The sequence below is a fragment of the Microbacterium marmarense genome (genome assembly GCF_037204165.1).
Classification (GTDB): Bacteria; Actinomycetota; Actinomycetes; order Actinomycetales; family Microbacteriaceae; genus Microbacterium; species Microbacterium marmarense.
In genome coordinates this window covers 1,074,584-1,094,290 of the sequence record NZ_JBBDGL010000001.1, presented here as the reverse complement: position 1 = coordinate 1,094,290, position 19,707 = coordinate 1,074,584, and the positions used below count along the sequence as shown (strand labels likewise).

The 19,707-nt window shown below is 63.1% G+C and carries 18 protein-coding genes; 4 read left to right on the top strand and 14 right to left on the bottom strand.

The window, feature by feature from the left end:
* Positions 1-44 precede the first annotated feature (44 nt).
* The 4 genes from WDU96_RS04950 to WDU96_RS04935 form a co-directional block, all read right to left on the bottom strand.
* Entirely contained in the window at positions 45-1,931 is a 1,887-nt protein-coding gene (locus WDU96_RS04950; RefSeq protein WP_337337371.1) for a glycoside hydrolase family 13 protein, read from the bottom strand.
* Positions 1,932-2,149: 218 nt separating this feature from the next.
* Positions 2,150-3,139 (bottom strand): sugar ABC transporter permease, encoded by a 990-nt coding sequence (locus tag WDU96_RS04945; protein WP_337337370.1) that lies wholly within the window; start codon positions 3,137-3,139, stop codon positions 2,150-2,152.
* Between the two features lies 1 nt (position 3,140).
* On the bottom strand, positions 3,141-4,763 hold the full coding sequence (locus WDU96_RS04940) for an ABC transporter permease subunit (protein ID WP_337337369.1): 1,623 nt from the start codon (positions 4,761-4,763) through the stop codon (positions 3,141-3,143).
* A 77-nt stretch (positions 4,764-4,840) separates the two neighbouring features.
* Positions 4,841-6,085, bottom strand: a complete 1,245-nt coding sequence (locus WDU96_RS04935; RefSeq protein ID WP_337337368.1) for a sugar ABC transporter substrate-binding protein — start codon at positions 6,083-6,085, stop codon at positions 4,841-4,843.
* A 233-nt stretch (positions 6,086-6,318) separates the two neighbouring features.
* Here WDU96_RS04935 and WDU96_RS04930 point away from each other — a divergent pair, with 233 nt between their 5' ends.
* A complete protein-coding gene (locus WDU96_RS04930) occupies positions 6,319-6,807 on the top strand; it encodes a YajQ family cyclic di-GMP-binding protein (RefSeq protein ID WP_337337367.1) in 489 nt (162 codons plus the stop codon).
* A 419-nt stretch (positions 6,808-7,226) separates the two neighbouring features.
* Here the strand turns inward: WDU96_RS04930 and WDU96_RS04925 are convergent, their stop codons facing one another.
* From WDU96_RS04925 to WDU96_RS04910, 4 genes are read right to left on the bottom strand one after another with little or no spacing between them, the layout of a single operon-like run.
* Complete coding sequence (locus tag WDU96_RS04925) at positions 7,227-8,600, bottom strand: FAD-dependent oxidoreductase (RefSeq protein WP_337337366.1); 1,374 nt, start codon at positions 8,598-8,600, stop codon at positions 7,227-7,229.
* Positions 8,601-8,632: 32 nt separating this feature from the next.
* Positions 8,633-9,688: a polyprenyl synthetase family protein gene (locus WDU96_RS04920; protein ID WP_337337365.1), complete on the bottom strand. Its 1,056-nt coding sequence runs from the start codon at positions 9,686-9,688 to the stop codon at positions 8,633-8,635.
* A 34-nt stretch (positions 9,689-9,722) separates the two neighbouring features.
* Positions 9,723-10,484, bottom strand: coding sequence for a demethylmenaquinone methyltransferase (locus tag WDU96_RS04915; RefSeq protein WP_337337364.1), 762 nt, complete (start codon positions 10,482-10,484; stop codon positions 9,723-9,725).
* 51 nt (positions 10,485-10,535) lie between these two features.
* Complete coding sequence (locus WDU96_RS04910; RefSeq protein WP_337337363.1) at positions 10,536-11,081, bottom strand: DUF402 domain-containing protein; 546 nt, start codon at positions 11,079-11,081, stop codon at positions 10,536-10,538.
* A gap of 43 nt (positions 11,082-11,124) precedes the next feature.
* On the opposite strand from WDU96_RS04910, the gene WDU96_RS04905 reads away from it, so the two are divergent.
* Positions 11,125-12,390: an isochorismate synthase gene (locus tag WDU96_RS04905; protein WP_337337362.1), complete on the top strand. Its 1,266-nt coding sequence runs from the start codon at positions 11,125-11,127 to the stop codon at positions 12,388-12,390.
* Between the two features lie 6 nt (positions 12,391-12,396).
* Here WDU96_RS04905 and WDU96_RS04900 read toward each other — a convergent pair whose 3' ends face one another.
* Genes WDU96_RS04900 through WDU96_RS04890 form a run of 3 tightly spaced genes read right to left on the bottom strand, consistent with a single transcriptional unit; the run spans position 12,397 to position 15,574 of the window.
* A complete protein-coding gene (locus tag WDU96_RS04900) occupies positions 12,397-13,260 on the bottom strand; it encodes a polyphosphate kinase 2 family protein (RefSeq protein ID WP_337337361.1) in 864 nt (287 codons plus the stop codon).
* Between the two features lie 39 nt (positions 13,261-13,299).
* Positions 13,300-15,111 carry a 2-succinyl-5-enolpyruvyl-6-hydroxy-3-cyclohexene-1-carboxylic-acid synthase gene (gene menD / locus WDU96_RS04895; protein WP_337337654.1) on the bottom strand — a complete coding sequence of 604 codons (1,812 nt, stop codon included), beginning with the start codon at positions 15,109-15,111 and terminating at the stop codon, positions 13,300-13,302.
* Position 15,112: 1 nt separating this feature from the next.
* Positions 15,113-15,574, bottom strand: a complete 462-nt coding sequence (locus WDU96_RS04890; RefSeq protein ID WP_337337360.1) for a PLDc N-terminal domain-containing protein — start codon at positions 15,572-15,574, stop codon at positions 15,113-15,115.
* Positions 15,575-15,662: 88 nt separating this feature from the next.
* Between WDU96_RS04890 and WDU96_RS04885 the strand changes: the two genes are divergently transcribed.
* On the top strand, positions 15,663-15,944 hold the full coding sequence (locus tag WDU96_RS04885; RefSeq protein WP_337337359.1) for a DUF4229 domain-containing protein: 282 nt from the start codon (positions 15,663-15,665) through the stop codon (positions 15,942-15,944).
* A gap of 6 nt (positions 15,945-15,950) precedes the next feature.
* Here WDU96_RS04885 and WDU96_RS04880 read toward each other — a convergent pair whose 3' ends face one another.
* From WDU96_RS04880 to WDU96_RS04870, 3 genes are read right to left on the bottom strand one after another with little or no spacing between them, the layout of a single operon-like run.
* The gene (locus WDU96_RS04880; protein ID WP_337337358.1) at positions 15,951-16,931 is read right to left on the bottom strand and encodes a 1,4-dihydroxy-2-naphthoate polyprenyltransferase; all 981 of its coding nucleotides are present in this window, start codon (positions 16,929-16,931) and stop codon (positions 15,951-15,953) included.
* A 58-nt stretch (positions 16,932-16,989) separates the two neighbouring features.
* Entirely contained in the window at positions 16,990-18,144 is a 1,155-nt protein-coding gene (locus WDU96_RS04875) for an AMP-binding protein (RefSeq protein WP_337337357.1), read from the bottom strand.
* Positions 18,145-18,160: 16 nt separating this feature from the next.
* On the bottom strand, positions 18,161-19,060 hold the full coding sequence (locus tag WDU96_RS04870; protein WP_337337356.1) for a 1,4-dihydroxy-2-naphthoyl-CoA synthase: 900 nt from the start codon (positions 19,058-19,060) through the stop codon (positions 18,161-18,163).
* Positions 19,061-19,149: 89 nt separating this feature from the next.
* Here WDU96_RS04870 and WDU96_RS04865 point away from each other — a divergent pair, with 89 nt between their 5' ends.
* Complete coding sequence (locus WDU96_RS04865) at positions 19,150-19,680, top strand: hypothetical protein (RefSeq protein ID WP_337337653.1); 531 nt, start codon at positions 19,150-19,152, stop codon at positions 19,678-19,680.
* Positions 19,681-19,707 lie beyond the last annotated feature (27 nt).

Here is a 19,707-nt window from a genome sequence, read left to right as displayed (position 1 = left end):
ACGACGAAGTCGCGCCATCGGGCACACTGCGTGTCGCCCTGGTGCTACTGCGGGAGTCGTACACCCGGCAACGACCAGACGGCGAACGTCGGTCCTTCAGCCGAAATCAGTACCGCGCCGTCTTCTGCGACCGCGAGCGTGGCTTCGCCATACAGCTCCACGGCTTGGCCAACGCCCGCCAGCGCGCCGGCGCCGATCGCTGCATCGATACCTTCACGGGCGGCCGCGACGAGAATGGTTTCATCCGCCGCTTCGCGCACGAAGATCACACTGTGCTCATCGACGTGCACCCAGCGAAGCCCTCCGGTGGCCAGAACCGGATGCGCGCGGCGCAGCCCGATGAGCGACGTGTACAGGGCCAGCCTTTGCGCGACCTCGGGTGAAGACTCTCTCCCCCACGGAATCGGGCTGCGGCTCCACTCGCCATCAACGCCGGTGAGGCCGAACTCATCACCAGCGAAAACCACGGGAAGCCCCGGCAGAGTCATCGCCAGCCCGACTGCAACGGGTACCGTGCCGGGCGCGGCATTCGTCGCGAACCGCGCCGTATCGTGCGTGTCGAGCGGTTGCATGTTGCCCAAACGCACCCGCCACGGGATTCCGGCGTTGAAGCGCACAACCGCGTCGACGAATTCTCTCGCCGAATAGCGAGGAATTCCGCCCAGAGGTTGACCGAAGAACCACGGTTCTGTGAGCGTGTTCGCGTCGCCATCGAGATAGGGCTCGTGCGTCGGCTCGCTGAGCCAACCCCACACGGGCCGCGTGAACGACGGGTACGTCATCGCACCGTGCCATCCATCGCCCTGCAGGTCACTTGCCGCGTCATTGGTCGACTCGCCCAACAGAATCGCATCGGGATTGATGGCATGCATGGTGTCACGCAGCAGTCGACGTACGTCTTTGTTGAGGTCGACGGCCCCTAGTCGCCCCGTCATGTTGGCGACGTCGATGCGCCAGCCATCCGTCGAATAAGGCGGCTTCAGCCACTTTGCCACCACCGACTGTTCGCCCGTGATGAAGCGCTCGCGCAGCTGTTCTGAGGCCCAGTTGAACTTGGGCAGACTGGGGTAGCCGAGCCACGAGACGTACTCCGTGTTCTGTTCGTTCTCGAAATAGTAGAACTCGGACTCCGGTGCTTTCGGATGCGCGAAAGCCGACTGAAACCACTCGTGCTGGTCGCCCGAGTGGTTGCTGGTGAGGTCACCGATGATTCGCATGCCCCTGGAATGAACCGCGTTGATCAGCCGCTGGTACGCCTCGCCGCCGCCGAGCAGCTCATCGATCTCGTCGAAGCTTGACGCGTCGTATCGGTGGTTGGATGCTGCGGGGAACACGGGAGTCAGGTAGACCAGATTGACGCCGAGTTTTTCCAGGTGGTCGAGCTTTTCGATGATGCCGTCGAGGTCGCCGCCGTAGAACTGGTCGGTGCGATGTGGCATGACGCCATTGACCGGGTCATCCCATTCTGCGGGAATCACCCACTCTGGCAGCTCCCGCCCGTCAGCACCGGCCGAGCGCGCGAAACGATCCGGAAAGATCTGATACATCACGGCTTCGTTCAGCCATGCCGGAGGCGCGGCGTTGGCGACGAGGGCGAAGTCCTCGGCATCCAAAGTCTCGATGTGGTGCAAACCTGTCTGATTGAGCCACTCGGCGCCGCCCTCACTATGCACGAGAAGCCAACGGTAGCCATGGCGCGGGTTTGCGACGACGATCTCTGCTTGCCACCAGTCCCACCCGTCGACCGTGCCGAGGTGTTGAGCTTCGGCCCATGCAGGCTCATGGTCAGGGTTGGAGCGCACGCGGACCGCGGATAGCGGTGCATAGCTGCCTGGCACACGCAAGCGAACGGCTACCCGATCACCGAGGGCAGGCTCAAGGTTCGATACGTAAAGCGGCGAACCGTCGTGGTGAGGGTGAAGGGTTGTCATAAGGGTGCCTTTCGTGTGAATGATCGACGTGGTTGCACGGCAGCCGCCATGACAGAGCCCTTGAGTTGTTGTTCAGTTGTCGGATTCAGGATGCCGCAACTGCCGCCACCGGTTCGCGGTCGCACGCGGCACTGGCGCTCACTACCGAGTATCGCGCGGCGCGACACGAATGCGCATCGTCCACACCGGGTCGGCCGCGATCACACCGCGCCACTCGACTACTTCACACTGCCCGCCGTGAGACCTCCCACGATGTAGCGCTGCAGCGCGAGGAAGAGCGCCACCGGAAGGATTGCGGCCAGCACAGCACCCGCCGCAAACACGCTCCAGTTCTTCGAGAACTCGTCAGATATGAACTTGTAGAGTCCGACCGCCAGCGTCTGCTTTTCGGGGTCGATGAGGATGACGCTGGCCAGCACGAACTCACTCGAGGTGCCGATGAAGCTGAGAAGACCCACGACCGCGAGAATCGGCGCGACGAGACGCAGGATGATCGTGAAGAAGATGCGTGCGTGGCCGGCGCCGTCGATCTTCGCAGCCTCGTCAATCGATGAAGGCACGGTGTTGAAGAAGCCGTACATGAGGTAGGTGTTCACACCCAGCGCGCCGCCGAGATAGATCATGATGAGACCGATCTGGCTGTTGAGCCCGATCGCCGGGAATACGTCGCCGATAGCGACCATCAGCAAGAAGATGGCGACCATCGCGAGCATCTGCGGGAACATCTGCACCACGAGCAGCGTCGTGAGACCGAATCGGCGTCCGGTGAACCGCATACGCGAGAACGAATACGCGGCGAGCGCTCCGAGAAGAACCGTGCCGGCTGCTGTGACCAGCCCGATGATGAGGGTATTGATGTACCACGCACCGTAGGGTTGCCGGTCGCTTGAGAACAGCGTCAGGTAGCTGTCGATACTCGTATTGGAGAACAGGGAGTTCGCCGTGAGAAGCGTGCCGCCAGGGTTGAGCGACGCCGACAGGACGTACAGCAGAGGGAAGATCGCGAACAGCGAGATGGCAATTGCCACGAGGTGACGCCATCCGGTCTCGCGAAAATACCGTTTGAACGGACGACGCGGGGCTGCGGCGACACCGCGCACGCCCGCAGTACCGCGCCCCGAGGTGCTGGCGGCCAGTTCGTCGTCTTGCGCGGCGACGTTGTCGATGAGTCCACGCGCCGCGGGGGCACCGGGTCTGAGGTTGCTCATGTCAGTTGATCTCCTCGAGTGCTTTGGTGCGCCGGAAGGCGATCACCGAGATCGTGCCCACCAATAGGAAAATGATGATCGAGAACGCGCTGGCCAGGCCGTAGTCGGCCGTCGAACCGACGAACGCGACCTTGTAGACCATCGTGATGAGGATGTCGGTCGCGCCGACGTTGACGCCGGCCGCCGCATCGCGTGGTCCGCCACCGGTGAGCATGTAGATCAGGCTGAAGTTGTTGAAGTTGTAGGCGAAGGACGCGATCAACAGCGGCGCAACCGCGACGAACAGCAGCGGCAGCTTGATGTTGCGGAAAACCTGCCACGCGGTCGCACCGTCGACGCGCGCGGCCTCCTGCAGTTCGTCGGGGATCGCCTGCAACGCTCCCGTGCAGATGAGGAACATGTAGGGAAAGCCGAGCCAGAGATTCACCAGCAGGATGCTGAACTTCGCCAGCCACTCGTTGGTGAGCCACGGCACGTCGGCTCCCCCGAGAAGTACGACGTTGATGAAGCCGAACTCTTGATTCATCATTCCGGCCCAGACGAGCGCCGAGAGAAATCCGGGGAACGCGTACGGCAGGATCATAATCAGCCGGTAGTACTTCTTCGACTTCATACGCGGATCGTTCAAGACGATCGCAACGAAGAGTCCGAGAACGAACGTCGTTGCAACCGAGAAGAACGCGAAGACGAAGGTCCATACCAACACCGACAAGAACGGACCGCGAATAGATTCTTCGCTGAAAGCCCGCACGAAGTTGTCGAAGCCCACGAAGATCTGCCAGCCCGGCCTCAGCTCCGAGCCGTCGTCGGCGACAAATGCGCCGGTTCCCTGGTCGGAATACACCGTACCGGTGCGGGTGTCGGTCATCGTGTCGGCTTGCTCGTCATAGACGAGCTTCGAGGTATAGACGTAGGCCGACGATCCGTCGGGGGTGCGCAGCGCCCCATCGTTCGGGTCGTCGCTGATCGGAACCGCGATGTCGGCGATGGCCTCTTGGTTGGCGACGATCTCTGCGAAGCCGAGCGAGGTGTAGCCGTCGATCGCGACCGCTTTGCTTCCGTCCATCTCGGCACCCGTGACCGGCTCAAGCGGACGTTCTTCACCACCGATCTCGACGGTGCCGTCGGGATCGGTAACCAGGAAGGAGAATTCGCCGAGCTGTTCGACGACGGTGAGTCCGTAGGCGGGTGAGTCGGGCACGCGCTCCTGTGCCGACAGCATGAGCGAATTGATCGCACTGTCTTTGTCGCTGTTGTGACCGGTGCCGTAGTTCGTGAACGCAACGTAGCCCGTGTAGCCCGCGGCGAAAATCTGAAAGACGAAAAGGAACACCAGGCCAGGAATCAAGTATTTGGCTGGCAAGTGCCCGCGACTGAGGTAGATCCAGTTGGCGTAGGCCGTCACAGCGAACACTACGCCCGCGGCGACCCACTGGTCGCTCTGCAGCAGCACGAGGATCGAGTACACCGCGAGCGCATCGATGACGCCGAGCGCGACGATCTTGACCAGCAGCACTTTCCAGCCTGCCGCGGCGGCATCTGCCATCCGTGCGGCGCGGGCCGAGCGTTTGGTCCGCTGAGCGTCGACCGCGAGGTCGCGGTCTACGGTGGTGGGGGTCGTCATTGGCATCCCTCGACTTGGAGACTACATGGGCCGAACAGCGGGGCGACACCGGTGGTGCCGCCCCACTGAGCGATTGCTTATTCGATGGCGCTCTGTACGTCGGTTGCCATCTGATCCCACAGCGTCGCAGGGTCGCCGCCGTTGATGATGGCAGCTTCGGTGACGCCCCAGAACTCCCATACCGCGCCCATCTCTGGAATCGACGGCATCGGCACGGCATTCGCGCCGACCTCGCCGAACCCGGCAACGATGGGATCGCTGGCGACGGCCGCGTCGAAGGCCGAGGTGAGTGCAGGAGCGCGACCGCCAACCTCATAGAGCGCGGTCTGCACTTCTTCAGATCCCACGTAGTTCACGAGGAACTCGTTAGCGGCGAGGCGGTTCTCGCTCTCGGACGAGAGGAAGAAGCCCTGCACACCGGCGAACGGCTGCGCGTCCTGGCCACCTGCCGAAGGAATGGCATCGACAGAGAAGTTGATGCCAGCTTCTTCGATCGCCGGAACGTTCCAAGGCCCGGTCAGGTAGAACGGCGCGCCACCACTCGTGAAGTTCTCAAGTGCGAGCTCGCCCGTGATGTTGGTGTTCAGAACACCGGCTGCACCCTGCTCGCCGAGCCAGGTTGCGAACGCCTCGCCGCCGTCGTTGCCGATCTGAAGGTCATCGGCGTTGTAGCTGCCGTCGGCGTTGTTGCCGAAGACTGGAGCGCCGAACGAAGTCTGGAACGGGTAGAGGTGGTACGGGTCGGCTTGCTCGGGGTCGAGGCCCACCAGGAACTCGTACTCGGTGCCCGCGGCCTGAGCCATGGCGATCATGTCGTCATAGTCTGCGGCGGCCTCGGGAGCGAGGTCGGTATTGCGAATGAGGGCGATGTTCTCGATCGCGTACGGCACAGCGTACGTCTGGCCGTCGTAGGCCCAGGCGTCCACCGCGACCTGTTCAAAGTCCGAGGACTTGTCACCGAGTTCCACGGGCGCCACCACACCGTTGGTGGCGAGCACGCCGAGCCAGTCATGCGCACCCACCGCGATGTCGGGTCCTTCGCCGGTCGGAACCTGCTGCACGAACTGGTCGCGGATCTCGCCGAACTCTTTCTGGATGAGTTCGACGTCGACACCGGTCTGCGCCGTGAAGTCAGCGGCGGCTTCTTCCAGAACGCCCGCCCGGTCTGCATCCACCCAGACGGTGATGGAACCGGTCATCTCGGGTGCTGCCGTGTCGTCGTCGGTCGTCGTGGAGCCTTCGCCAGCGCAGCCGACAAGGGCCAGCGATGAAACAGCCACGATCGCGCCGAACGTCGCGATGCTCTTGTTGTTCACCTTCATTGGTGTGTGCCTCTCTCAAAGTCAATGGATGCGACCGGCCGACGCCAGCGCCGCAGCACCGTAGAAGGCCGTTCTTCCGCCCGCGAATGCAAGCGCTTACATTCTTATCACGAGATTCTCGTAGATCAAATCCGCAAGATGATTCGATATCCTCCTGTGATCAAAGCGGCGAGTGGAATCGCTTGCATAAAACCAACGCGCAACAACAACGGCTCACGGATAGACTTCCGCGCATGGCAGATTCATCATTCGACATCGTGAGCAAGGTCGATCACCAAGAGGCAGAGAACGCCCTCAATCAGGCCCGCAAGGAGGTCGAGCAGCGCTACGACTTCAAGGGCACTGGCGCCTCGGTTGAGTGGAGCGGCGAATCAATTCTGGTCAAGGCGAGCACCGAAGAACGTGCGAAGGCTGTTCTCGATGTCTTCCAGTCCAAGCTCGTCAAACGCGGCATCTCGCTGAAGAGCCTCGAGTCAGGCGAGCCTTTCGCCAGCGGCAAAGAATTCCGCATCGTTTCGACGATCAAAGACGGCATCTCGTCTGAGAACGCGAAGAAGATCAGCAAGCTGATCCGCGACGAAGGCCCCAAGGGTGTCAAGTCGCAGATCCAGGGCGACGAATTGCGCGTGCAGTCAAAGAGCCGTGACGACCTGCAAGAGGTGCAGCGCCTGCTCAAGGCGGCCGACCTCGAAGTCGACCTGCAGTTCATCAACTACCGCTGAGTCGCTGGCCGCCACCAGGGCATGACCGCGTGATGCCCTGTCACGCAGCGACCACCCCCCCTCAGCGGCTCATCCGTCGCGGACACACCCCGCCAAGACCCCCAGCGCCTAAAGACGTTGGGGGTCTTTCTTGACCCGCGCGCACGGAGGTGAGCATCTCTCGCCCCACCGCCGAGAGATGCTTGGCGACCTGTCGACCCTCGTTTACCACTCGTTCACATAGAAGGTCTTCTATGTGACACGGATAGAAGCTCATCTATCTGAACTGCCTGCACCGGCGGTTCGCTGTAGCCGCGCATGCGGCTCCCACGCTTCGCTCGGTGAACTCTCATGAGGCATCTTCCGATAGTAGTCGGATAGACGATTGTCAATGTGTAGCTAGTCGCGCGAGGAGCGTGGTTCCGACCGGCGGTCGGGCGCTAGCCTCCGCGCGAAACCCGCACCATCTCATCGCGTGGCACGACCTTGACACGCGCGCGCTCTTGATCAGCGCCCAGAGCGATCTCATGCTCGTCGAGCCGGTGCCAACCCTCAAGATCGGTCCACTTCACGCCGCGCGTGGCAAGCAACTCAACAATCGCTGCTTCTGAGGGATCGGCGGGCTGCCACCACGAACCTTGGTCGTTGATAATGTGCCGCACGGTTTCCATCGCATCGGATTTGGTGTGGCCGATCAGCCCCACGGGTCCGCGCTTGATCCAGCCGGTGGCATAGACGCCAGGAACGCGCTCGTTCGAGTCGTTGCGCAGCACTTGCCCCTCGTGATTGGGGATCACGCCATGTCGTGTGTCGAAGGGCACGCCAGGCAACGGCGACCCGAAGTACCCCACCGCGCGATAGAGCGCCTGCACCTCAAGCTCACGCATCTCGCCGGTGCCGACAACACCACCCTCGCCGTCGGGACGAGTGCGCTCGTAGACGAACGCAGACACCCGGCCATCGACATCTTTCTTCACCTCGATAGGTTTGGCCCAAAAGTGGAGGTGAAGGCGGCGCGACGCGTCGCCACCCTCATTGTTCACCGATGAGCGCTTGCGCCAAGACTGCAGAATTCGGTCGATCACCATGACCTGCTTGTTGCTCGCGATGGCGGCCTTTGACGCTTCGTCATAGTCAAAGTCCTCGTCATAGACAACCGTGTCAACGTCACGCATTTCACCGAGCTCACGCAGTTCGAGCGGCGTGAACTTCACCTGGGCAGGTCCGCGGCGACCGAACACGTGCACATCAGTGACGGGTGAGCCCGCCAGACCCTCGTGCACGTTCGCGGGAATCTCGGTGGGCAGCAGGTCGTCGGCATGCTTGGCAAGCATGCGTGCGACGTCGAGCGCCACATTGCCATTGCCGATGACTGCAATGGACTCTGCATCAAGCGGCCACTCCCGAGGCACGTCGGGGTGCCCGTCGAACCAGCTGACGAAATCCGCTGCGCCATAGGAACCGTTGGCGTCGATGCCTTCGATGTCGAGATCGGTGTCTCGAATCGCTCCCGTCGAGAAAATCACCGCATGGTAGTGATTCTTCAGGTCTTCGAGGGTGATGTCTTCGCCGAAGCGCACGTTGCCGAACAGTCTGATGTCGCCACGGTCGAGCACCCCGCGCAACGCGGTGACGATCCCCTTGATGCGGGGGTGATCGGGCGCGACGCCGTAGCGCACCAATCCATACGGTGCGGGCAGTTGCTCGAACAGATCGATCGACACATCGAACTTGCGCTCTGCTTTGAGGATGATGTCGGCAGCATAGATGCCCGCAGGCCCGGCACCTACGATTGCGAGTCGGAGCTTCGTCATGATTCCCCTTTGATCACTGAACCAGCGGTAGATCAGCGAGAGCGATCGACGACTGCCCGTGCAAAACGAGTCAGTGCGTCGCGCACTGCGCCATCAGGCAGCGGCGCCAACGCGTCAATCGATTCCGCCGACCAGCGGTGTGCAAGGTCGAGCGTGGCCTGCGTCGATTCGTGGTCGCGCAGTTCGGCGAGCGCATCATCTAACAGCTCCGGATCAGCACCGTCTGCGATCTGCGCGACGCCGTCATCAATACGTTCGCGAAGTGCTGTGGCCGAAGTGTCTGAACGCTGTGCCAGCAGAAGGTAGGGCATTGTCGGCACGCCTGCTCGCAGATCGGTGCCGGGCACCTTGCCTGTTTCGTCGGGGTCAGCCGACAGATCGATCACGTCGTCGAGCAACTGGAACGCCACACCGACCTTCTCGCCAAAGACGGTCAACGCCCCTTCGAGCTCAGCGGGTCCGTTCGAGAACGTCAAGCCGGTTCGTGCTGCCGCAGAAATCAGCGAGCCCGTCTTGTCTGCCAACACCCGCAGATAGAACTCAACCGGGTCATCGTCGTCTTGGGCACCTGTGGTCTCGTGCATCTGCCCAATCACGAGCCGTTCAAACGTGTCGGCCTGCAGACGAATAGCAGCCTCACCGTGCCGTGCCATGATCTGGCTGGCACGCGAGAAAAGCAGGTCGCCGGTGAGAATGGCAATGTTGTTGCCCCACACCTCGTGAGCCGCCGGGACACCTCGTCGCTTGTCTGCAGCATCCATCACATCGTCGTGATAGAGCGAACCTAGGTGGGTCATCTCAAGGGCTGTGGCCCCATCGATCACCTTGTCGGTCGCGCCGTCGCCCAGTTGGCAGGTCAGCAGAGCGAGCATCGGGCGCACGCGCTTGCCGCCGGCGTCATAGAGATAGCGGCTGGTCGCGTTCGCGAGAGAATCTGCCATAGCGAGCTCACGCACAAGCGCGGCATCCACACGCTCAAGGCCAGCCTCCACCGTCGACAAAAGCCGGCGCGAGCGGGGACCGGCGAAGATTCGGTCGCTCAAGCCCAGCTTGCTCGCGATGCGCGTGCTTGGAGCCGACGATGTCACCACTCCAGCCTAGCGCTGGTACGGCTAAGCGAGATCAGCTTGCACCGTTGGGCTTGCTGCCACGGTGAAGCGCGACGATCCCCATCGATAGATTTCGATGGGCGACGTCGCTCCAGCCTGCTTCACGCAGCCACGCCGAAAGGGTCGGCTGGTCGGGCCAGTCTTTGATGGATTCGTTGAGGTAGTCGTAAGCGTCAGCGTTTGAGCTCACAGACTTTGCGACCACGGGAAGGATGCGGTCGTTGTAGAAACGGTACAGGCCGCGGAACGCGGGCGACGGGGGCTGCGAGAACTCACAGATGACAATTCGGCCGCCCGGTTTGGTCACGCGCAACAACTCGCGTAGCGCCTTCTTCGGTTCGTTGACGTTGCGCAGGCCGAACGACATGGTGACCGCGTCGAACTCGTTGTCGGCGAACGGCAGCTCGGTTGCGTCGGCCTGCACGAACGTGAGGTTTTCGACGCCTCCGCCCGCCGCTGACGGACCATAGCGACGAACACCCTCGGCGATCATGCCGCGCGAGAAGTCAGCGGCAACGATCGTGGCGCCGCTGCGCGCCAGCGCCACACTTGATGCGCCGGTGCCTGCTGCGAGATCGAGAATGCGCTGCCCAGGCTTCGGGGCGATTGCGCGAGTGGTTGCAGCTCTCCACAGCCGGTCATTGCCCATGCTGAGCACCGTGTTGGTGCGGTCATAGCCCGCGGCGACTTCGTCGAACATTCCGCTGACGCGCGCCGGGTCTTTGTGAAGGTCAGCGCGGTGAGAGTCTGGCGAAAAAGCGTCGTTCGAGGTCACCCGTTGAGTCTAGGGCGTCTGACATGCGGGCCGGCTGGTCTGGAATGGATGCTACTCAAGTTCCAGGGCTGCGAGCTGTCTGAGCCAGTGCGCGACCGTGGTGTCGTCAAACGGAGCAGTGCGTGCGGTTACTTCGCGTTCCAAGTCGCTGGCAAGGGCGTCGAGAAACTCGACCACGTCAGCGGGGTAGCCGTAGCCCACTCGGTGCTCATCCCATTCATCGCGGTCGTCTATGTAGACCCCGCCGTCGACGCGATCGACCACATCAAGATCCATATCGATACCGGTCGGCTCACCGTTGCTCCAGCGCACATCCCACGCGAGATCTATGTACACGCGAGTGCGGTGCGGCGCGGCATTGTGGGTGAAGGCATAGTCGCCGCTCGGCGGCATCAACGTGACATTGGCATGGTCGGCGACGAACGATCGCGCCGGTCGAGAGCTGCCCCACCCCGGAATCTGCCCAAACCAATCGCCCCACTGATCCTGACCCAGATAGACGCAATCGTGAACCCAGTGCACGCCACCATCCCACTTGCGCCATCGAAACTTGAGGCGAGTGCCCGGTGCAGGTCTCTCGATCGCGGATTCAGTCACGCGTGCGAGTCTAAGCGCGCCGGACGCGTCTAGGCTGAGATGTGTGACCGAACCGCCTCGCCTGCCGCGACTCGTCGTCACAACTCGCGAGATCGACCCGGTCGACGACCTGCTTGAGTTCGCTGGCCCCGCTTCACCGCTTGCATGGCTGCGGCGTGATCGCGGAATCGTCGGTGTCGGCATCCCCCTGGTTGAGATCTCTCTTTCAGGAGCGGATGCGACACCCGAGCACTTTGCGGCACGCTGGCGCGAGCTTGCGGCGGCCGCCGAAATCGATGATGCGGTGAGCCTTCCTGGCACCGGGCTGGTCGGTTTCGGCACCCTGGCTTTCGACCCCGAGGCATCGGCGTCACCGAGCGTGCTGCTCGTGCCGCCGACGGTGATTGGTCGCTCCGGTGATCGGGCGTGGCTCACCTCCATTCACCTGGCCGACGACATCGCCGCAACCGAGGCGCCCATTGCCCGACCATACGGTCCGCTCTGGTCGGCGACTCTCGGACCGGGCAGCCAAGACCCGGCTGGCTATCAAGCGTCAGTCAGCAGCGGCTTGACTGCGATCGCCAACGGCGACTACGAGAAGATCGTGCTCGCGCGCGACGTGGTCGGCACAATTCCTGCGGGCGCCGATCTGCGCAGGCTTGTGCGCGCTCTCGCCGATGACTATCCCGATACGTGGACGTTCGCCGTCGACGGCCTCGTGGGCGCAAGTCCCGAAACGCTCGTGACGGTGCACGGCGGCCGGCTCACTGCTCGAGTGCTCGCCGGCACCATTCCTCGCGGCACCGATGCCAGTGACGATGTCGTCGCGTCGGATGCCCTTGCGCACAGCGCGAAGGATCTCAGCGAACATCGCTTCGCGGTACGCAGCGTGCTCGAGACCCTTGCGCCGCATGCCACCAACCTGCATGCCGATGATGAGCCGTTCGCCCTGGAGCTGCCGAATCTCTGGCACCTGGCGACAGACGTCGCTGGTGACATCTCTCACCACGCTTCGGCACTCGATTTGGTGGGGGTGATGCACCCCACGGCCGCGGTGGCGGGCACGCCCACACAGACCGCGATTCGCGCGATCCGCGCCCTTGAGCCGTTCGACCGGGGGCGCTATGCGGGCCCGGTGGGTTGGGTCGACGGCAACGGCGACGGTGAGTGGGCGATCGCCCTGCGCTGCGCTCAAATCGGAGAGCCTGACGACGAGACGATCCCCGTTGTCGCACATGCCGGTGCGGGAATCGTGCGCGGCAGCATCCCCGAGTCTGAACTGCTTGAAACGCGCGTGAAACTTCGCCCCATCATCGACGCCCTCGCCTAGTCAGGCTCAGCTGGCGGCGAGCCGCGCTTTCTCGGCCGCAACGTCGAAGGTCGCTGCCGGCCAGCGCGGATCGATGTCTTCGAGCGCCTCAAGAAGCAGGTGTTGCACAGCAAGACGGGCGTACCACTTGCGGTTCGCTGGCACGACGTACCACGGCGCATGCTCAGTTGAGGTGCGCTCGAACACGGTTTGATACGCCGCCATGTAGTCGTCCCACAGCTGTCGCTCATCGACGTCGCCCGGGTTGTACTTCCAGTATTTGTCCGGCCGCTCCAACCGCTCTGCCAGCCGCGACTTCTGTTCTTCGCGAGAGATGTTCAGCATTACCTTGACCACCCGGACGCCAGAGTCTGTCAACCGCTTTTCAAAGTCGTTGATGGCGCCATAGCGCCGCTCGATCTCGTCGGGTGCGGCAAGTTCACGCACCCGTCCGATGAGAACGTCTTCGTAGTGCGAGCGGTCGAAAACGCCGATGAACCCGGGCTCAGGGGCACGCTGTTCGATACGCCAGAGAAAATCGTGCGCGAGTTCCTCTTCGGTCGGCTTCTTGAAGGCGGTCAACGCCACGCCCTGGGGGTCGACCGACCCGACGACGTGTCGGACGATTCCGCCCTTTCCTGCCGAGTCCATTGCTTGAAGCACGAGCAGCACCGAAGCGTCGGTGGCGTCAACGCGGCTCTGCGCAAACAGTCGCTCCTGGTATTCGTCGAGCTGCTCTGCCCCCGCGGCCAGATCATCTTTGGCGTGTGCTTTGTTGTGCTCATATCCCGGCGTCGACTGCGGGTCGACGTCTGCGAGGACGAACCCTTGGCGCACCCGAAGCAACTCGGCCACGTCGTCACTCCAGTGTTTCTGGCTGCGGGCGATCATCGTGTTCTCCTTGAGATCATCTAGTCAGGATGCCAGGGGTTACCGCTCGAGCGATACCTCAATGATCTGCATTCCTCCGACCGGCGAGGTGAGCGCCTGGTCGAGGGCGGCACGCGTCTTGACATGGTGGTATTCCCAGCCGTAGGCGTGCGCGAGTGAATCAATCCGCACACTCTGCGGGGTGTAGAGCACTCGGTTCATCGCATCGTCTGAGGCAACCTCAGCAACCTCGAGACTGTCGAAGATCGTTCCCCCGCGGTCGTTGCCGATCACGACTTGGATGCGCGGCTCAGACTCGCTTGGCGCAATCAGCATCGCGCCGACGTCGTGCAGAAACGCGAGGTCACCGAGCAACACACGCGTAACCCCGGCGGCATCGCCGGCTTGGCTGGCCAAGGCGACGCCGAAGGCTGTAGCAACGGTGCCATCAATTCCCGCGAGACCCCGGTTGGCGTGCACGGGCACCTTCTTGCCCGCGAGCACAGCGTCAGCGACTCGCACGAGCCGCGATGAACCGAAGAACAATCTGTCGTGCGGCCACGTCGCACGCCAGACGGCATCGACCAGCGACTCCCGATTCAAAGGTGCACGAATAACCGCCAGTTCGGCGGCGACCGCGGGAAGGCGGGTATCGCGCTCGGCTGATGCCAGCGCACGTGCGTCAGGCGCTGGCGGAGTGAGATCTACCGCGAGTCGCCTCGACGCCGACAGCCATGCACCAAGCCATTCGCGGTCAGTCTCGCCCGGGGCAACAACCACCGCATCAGCCGCGACAGTCGTACCGTTGAGGTTGAGCGGTTCGCCGGGGCCGCGCAATGCGATCACCTCTACGCGCGCGTCGGCCAGCAGCGCCGCGACCTCGCGGCTGAGGGTCGGGTGACCGAGCACAATGGCGCGCTGGATCATGCCGCCGAGTTCGGCCTCGGCGAGCAACGAGCGATAGCCGTGCACGAGTTGTCGGCCGAATCTGGCGCCGCTCACGATTTCGGCTATGAGCGGCCAGCCACCGAGATGCGCGAGCTCTTCGGCGTCGGCACCCGCATCGGCGCCGGCAATAACAACCGTTCGCGGTCCACGGTCGATGACCAACGGAAAGTCGCCGGTGTCGCCCGGCAGATCGGACTCACCGATGCCCCCGCCGCCTTGATACAGCGCTCCCGACATATCTTCATCGTGCTCATCGCCCGGCAATGAGGCCTCACGAACTTCGGGTGTCGAAGCAACAGTGTCGGCAGAGGCGTCACCGAACCACGTGGGAAATTCGCCAGCGAGAGGCTCGCGGTAGGGAACGTTCAAGTGCACGGGCCCCGGCGAGCGCAGCCCTTCGCCGAGCGCAGCAGCCATCGACTGGTTGGCGATCTGGCGCAGCATCATGCTTTGCTCGCCATCACCGCTCTCGTCGATGTCGACGGGCACCGGAAGATCCGCCTCGAATCGAGCGTCGCGGGCGAACATGCCGGGTTGATGGGTAGTCTGATTTGCCCCGATCCCGCGCATTTCGGGTGGGCGATCGGCGGTGAGCAGAATCAAGGGCACACCGGAGTGGTGAGCTTCGAGGGTCGCCGGCAGCAGATTCGCCACCGCCGTGCCCGACGTGCAGATCACGACGGCGGGCATTTTGCTCTCTCGGCCTATGCCCAGGGCTGTGAAGCCAGCAACCCGCTCATCGACACGAACATGCAACGAGATGATGCCGCGTCGTTCCAATTCGGCAGCGGCAAGCGCCAGTGGCTGCGAGCGTGAGCCCGGACTCACAACAATATGGGCGACGCCGAGTTCGACCAAGCCGCCGAGCAACGCCGCAGCCGCATCGGTCGCGGCTGCCGCGATCCGGTGATCGTGCCGGGCCATCTCAGCCGAGCGCGCCGCGGTGACCACGGTTGTCGTCGTCACCATCAGAGACGTGGGGCGAAGAATCTGGGTCGCTCACCGTGTCGGCATCGCTTGGCTGCGGGTCTTCGTCGACGACGTTGTAGTTCGTCTTCCACTTTGGATCGTCGTCTTCGCTATCAAGCTGGGCGAGCTCTTCTTCGAGTCGGCGGATGCGATCGTCTTGCTCGCTTGTCGACCCGAGCTTGCCGAGAAACTCGGGATCATCGTCTGGAGCGTGCCGCTCCGCGGCTTTCGCCGCACGCATGCGGCCCACGCTCAACCAGAGCAGTCCGCCCAGCACCGGAAGCAGCACGACGATCAGAATCCACACGGGTTTTGACACACCGCGGTGACGAGTCGGAGGCTGGACGGCGCAATCAACAATGGTGAAGACCCAGAACGCGGTCGCCACCAGGGCCAGAATCAGCAGCACCCGAGGCATCTCCCTATCCTATGCGCCAGAACGCGCTCGCGGTCCGCGCTTGACGTAGAGCAAGCTGTGTGTTCGCACCGCGGCTTAGGATGAAGGTGTGAAACCTCGCTCCGCCCTCGTCTACTCGGTGTTGCGCCTGCTCGCATTTCTCGTGCCTTTCGGCGTGCTCATGCTGTTTCCGATCATGCGCGACTATTACTGGCTGGCCGCAATCTTCGCTGCGCTCATCGGCCTGAGCCTCTCGATGCTCTTCTTGCGACGACCGCTCGAAGACATGGCTGCCAGCATGGCGGAACGTCGCGCCCGCGCGACCGCGCCTGTCACCGACGAAGACGTAGAAGACGCCGCGGCTGATGCCGTGGACTCTCCCAAAGACTGAGTTCGCTCAGCCCACGAACGCCCAGCACAACACCGCGCCGTAGGCCAGCGAGGTGAGCGACGTCACGCTCAGCGCGACGACGAGTTCACGCGGATCGCGATACGTCCACACAATCAGGATTGCCGCGACGGCCGCCACCATCGGCAGCAGGCTCAGCCATGCGATCGGATAGACCAGAGCGAGAAGAATCGCAATAGCAAAAGGCAGCAGCACGAATACCGTGAACAGCCACCGCGTAGCCGTTCTGCCGATCAGAACCGTGAGAGTGCGCTTGCCCGCTTTGCGGTCTTGATCGATGTCGCGCAGGTTGTTGGCGAGCAGAACCGCACACGCAAACAGTCCTGCCGCGATCGCCCCGAACCATGCTTCCTGAGGGAGTACGAAAGCCTGCACCCAGGTTGTGCCCAGTGTGGCAACCAGTCCGAAGAAGACGAACACGACAACTTCCCCGAAGCCGTAATAGCCGTAGGGCCGTTTGCCGCCGGTGTAGAACCAGGCGGCAATTATCGAGATGACGCCCACCAGCAACATCCACCACTGCTCAGTGCGAATGACGATCGCAAGGCCCGCGACAGCGGCCACCGCGAAGAACGACAGTGCGACAAGCAGCACCGTGCGCGGGTTCGCTTTGCGCGCTCCGGTCAGCCTGGCGGGGCCGACACGGTAGTCGTCGGTGCCACGAATGCCGTCGCTGTAGTCGTTGGCATAGTTCACGCCGATCTGCAGCGCGATCGCGACCACAAAGCAGCACAGCGCAATCACCCAGTGAAAGGCATCGGTCACCACCAGGGCGGCGCCCGTGCCAATCAGCACCGGTGTCGCCGCAAGCGGAAGGGTGCGAAGGCGCGCTGCACCAATCCAGTCGCTCGCTCGCGCTTTCTCAACTCTCGCCGGGTTCTGCGATTGGGTCGTCTTCTGCGGGTTGCCGCGCGAGACGTGCTTCTTGGAGCCCGGACGTTTGCGTTTCTTGCTGGAGGTGCCTGCCACGAGTGGTCATCCTAGACCGCGAATCAATGACCTGGCGAAGCCGAGGCTCATCGGCGCGTCAGCGCAGAGCTCCCACGACCCGCCGAATCGCTTCTCGGTCGGGCTTTCCTGAGGGAAGCATGGGCAGTTCATCAACGAGCACAAGCCGCGACGGTCGCGCATGGGCACCGAGCTGTGCGGCGACCGCATCGCGGGCCTCTTGCAACTGCACCGCTTCGCTGCGGCGCAGCGATTCGCCGCGCCGCGCCACGACAACCGAGGCCTCGCCCCACTTGTCGTCATCGACCGCAACGACGACCGCACCGTGCAGACCGGTGATCGAACGCACCGCATGTTCGACGCGGTCAAGCGAGACATTCAAGCCACCCGAGACGATGACATTGTCGATACGGCCATGAATGCGCAGCAGTCCACCGTCGATGAGCCCGGCGTCACCGGTTCGATACCAGCGCGCGCCGCTGTGGTCGCGGACGAAAGTCGTGTCGGTGAGCTCGTCGTTGCCGAGATAGCCGTCCGCGAGGGTCGGTCCAGACACCTGCACCTCTCCCCGCTCGACGCGGAGCGCCACACCTCGCAGGGCTGACCCGTCATAGACGCAACCGCCACTGGTTTCTGTCGAGCCATACGTGCGCACGATGCGCACCTGCTCGGCCTCGGCCCGCTCGCGCATCGCCACTGGCATTGCTTGGCCGCCGATGAGGATCGCTTCAAACGAACGAAGCGCCGCTCGCACCGCCGAGTCGTGCTCTGCGGCGTCGAGCAGCTTTGCCAGCTGAGCGGGCACGAGCGAGGTGTAGGTAGGAATGCGCTCACCGCGATCAGTCGACACCATCATGAGAGATGCTGCGGCAAAGCCTTGCGGCGTGAATGAACCGCTCATGATGGCGGGTTCACGATCGGTCACGATTGAGCGCACCAGCACTTGCATTCCCGCGACATAGCTCGCCGGCAACGCGAGCAGCCACATTCCCTCGCCGATTCGGTCGGCGGTCGCCAGCGCGCTAGAGGTCAGCGCGTCTCGGCTCAAGGCGACACTCTTGGGCACACCGGTAGAACCCGAGGTCGTCACCACTACCGCCGTGCCGGCCCGCACATCAGTGGGCATCGTTGACACAGCGCCCAGAGCGAGCGCGGGGCCGGCGCCGTGCAGAGCGGATCGCACCGCACGCAACACCTCTCGGGGGTCATCCCCGGTGACGGGCTGCAGCTTCATAAGCGCACCATGCGCGTCAGAAGTGCCAGGGGTACGGCGACCAGTCGGGGGCACGCTTCTCGAGGAACGAGTCACGACCTTCGACGGCTTCATCGGTGCCGTAGGCGAGGCGAGTCGCCTCACCGGCAAATACCTGCTGGCCGACCAGACCGTCGTCGACCGCGTTGAAAGCGAACTTCAGCATTCTGATCGCCGTCGGCGACTTGGTGAGAATGGTGCGAGCCATCGCGATTGCCTCGTGCTCGAGTTCGGCGTGCGGAACGACACGGTTGACCGCACCCATCTCATACGCCCGCTGGGCGGAGTATTCCTCGGCAAGAAAGAAGATCTCGCGCGCGAACTTCTGCCCGATCTGGCGTGCGAAATAGGCCGAGCCGTAGCCCGCGTCGAACGAGCCGACATCAGCATCCGTCTGTTTGAACTTGCCGTGTTCGGCGCTCGCGATTGTGAGATCGCAGACGACGTGAAGCGAATGACCGCCGCCAGCCGCCCAACCCGGCACAACAGCGATAACGACCTTGGGCATGAAGCGGATCAGCCGCTGCACCTCGAGGATGTGCAGTCGACCGGCGCGCGCGGGGTCGGTGACCGAGTCAGTCTCGGAGTATTTGTATCCATCCCGGCCGCGAATGCGCTGATCGCCGCCCGAGCAGAACGCCCAGCCGCCGTCTTTTTCGCTCGGACCGTTGCCGGTGAGCAACACCACACCGATGCGCGGATCCTGTCGCGCTATCTCGAGCGACCGGTACAGCTCATCAACGGTGTGGGGGCGGAACGCATTGCGCACTTCAGGCCGGTTGAAGGCGACGCGTGCGATGCGCCCGTCGAGGGAGACATGCGAGGTGATATCGGTGTATGCGTCGGCGCCAGGCGCCAGCATCCACTCACTCTCATCGAACAGATCGGAAACGCTCACCGGCCCAGCCTACGACGCACGCGCAGAGTTCATGGTGAGACACATAGCGAAGCCCCACGGCGCACGCGCCCTAACCTGGAATCGTGACCATGACTCTGCGCGCTTTCGCGGCCTCTGCTGCCGCTGCCCTTCTAATTTCCCTCGCTGCCTGTTCTTCTGCCGACACCACGGCAACACCCGAGGCATCGGCAACCACCGAAGCCGGCTCCGGCGAGTGCGCTGGTGTGACAATCGTCGTCGAATTGCCTGAAATCGACGTGGCAGACTCCGATGCCGGAACCACGTGTATCGAAACGGATGAGGCGATCGCCGCCAGTGAAGCCGTAGCTGAGGCAGGTCTCACCACTGAGGGCACAGCCGAGTATGGCGACCAAGTGGTTTGCCGTGTCAACGGTTTTCCCGCCGCCGACTATGCACTGACCGCAGAAGACGGTTCTGATTACTTCGAGACGTGCGAGTCGATGCCCGCCGCGTTTGCGTACTGGTCGATGTGGGTGCAACCCGCCGACGGCGAATGGGGCTACGCCCAAGAAGGCCTCGGCACGCTTCAGTTGCAGCCCGGCGAGAGCCTCGCCCTGCTGTTTACTCTGAACGGCGAGCCCGCGGCACCCAGCGCCTGAACACCGAGCTCCTGAACACCCAGCGAC

Bases quoted from the DNA above. Each gene is read 5' to 3' on its own strand.
- WDU96_RS04950 (WP_337337371.1), bottom strand. From the start codon at position 1,931: ATGACAACCCTTCACCCTCACCACGACGGTTCGCCGCTTTACGTATCG.
- WDU96_RS04945 (WP_337337370.1), bottom strand. From the start codon at position 3,139: ATGAGCAACCTCAGACCCGGTGCCCCCGCGGCGCGTGGACTCATCGAC.
- WDU96_RS04940 (WP_337337369.1), bottom strand. From the start codon at position 4,763: ATGACGACCCCCACCACCGTAGACCGCGACCTCGCGGTCGACGCTCAG.
- WDU96_RS04935 (WP_337337368.1), bottom strand. From the start codon at position 6,085: ATGAAGGTGAACAACAAGAGCATCGCGACGTTCGGCGCGATCGTGGCT.
- WDU96_RS04930 (WP_337337367.1), top strand. From the start codon at position 6,319: ATGGCAGATTCATCATTCGACATCGTGAGCAAGGTCGATCACCAAGAG.
- WDU96_RS04925 (WP_337337366.1), bottom strand. From the start codon at position 8,600: ATGACGAAGCTCCGACTCGCAATCGTAGGTGCCGGGCCTGCGGGCATC.
- WDU96_RS04900 (WP_337337361.1), bottom strand. From the start codon at position 13,260: ATGATCGCCCGCAGCCAGAAACACTGGAGTGACGACGTGGCCGAGTTG.
- menD (WP_337337654.1), bottom strand. From the start codon at position 15,111: ATGGCCCGGCACGATCACCGGATCGCGGCAGCCGCGACCGATGCGGCT.
- WDU96_RS04890 (WP_337337360.1), bottom strand. From the start codon at position 15,574: ATGCCTCGGGTGCTGCTGATTCTGGCCCTGGTGGCGACCGCGTTCTGG.
- WDU96_RS04875 (WP_337337357.1), bottom strand. From the start codon at position 18,144: ATGAAGCTGCAGCCCGTCACCGGGGATGACCCCCGAGAGGTGTTGCGT.
- WDU96_RS04865 (WP_337337653.1), top strand. From the start codon at position 19,150: ATGACTCTGCGCGCTTTCGCGGCCTCTGCTGCCGCTGCCCTTCTAATT.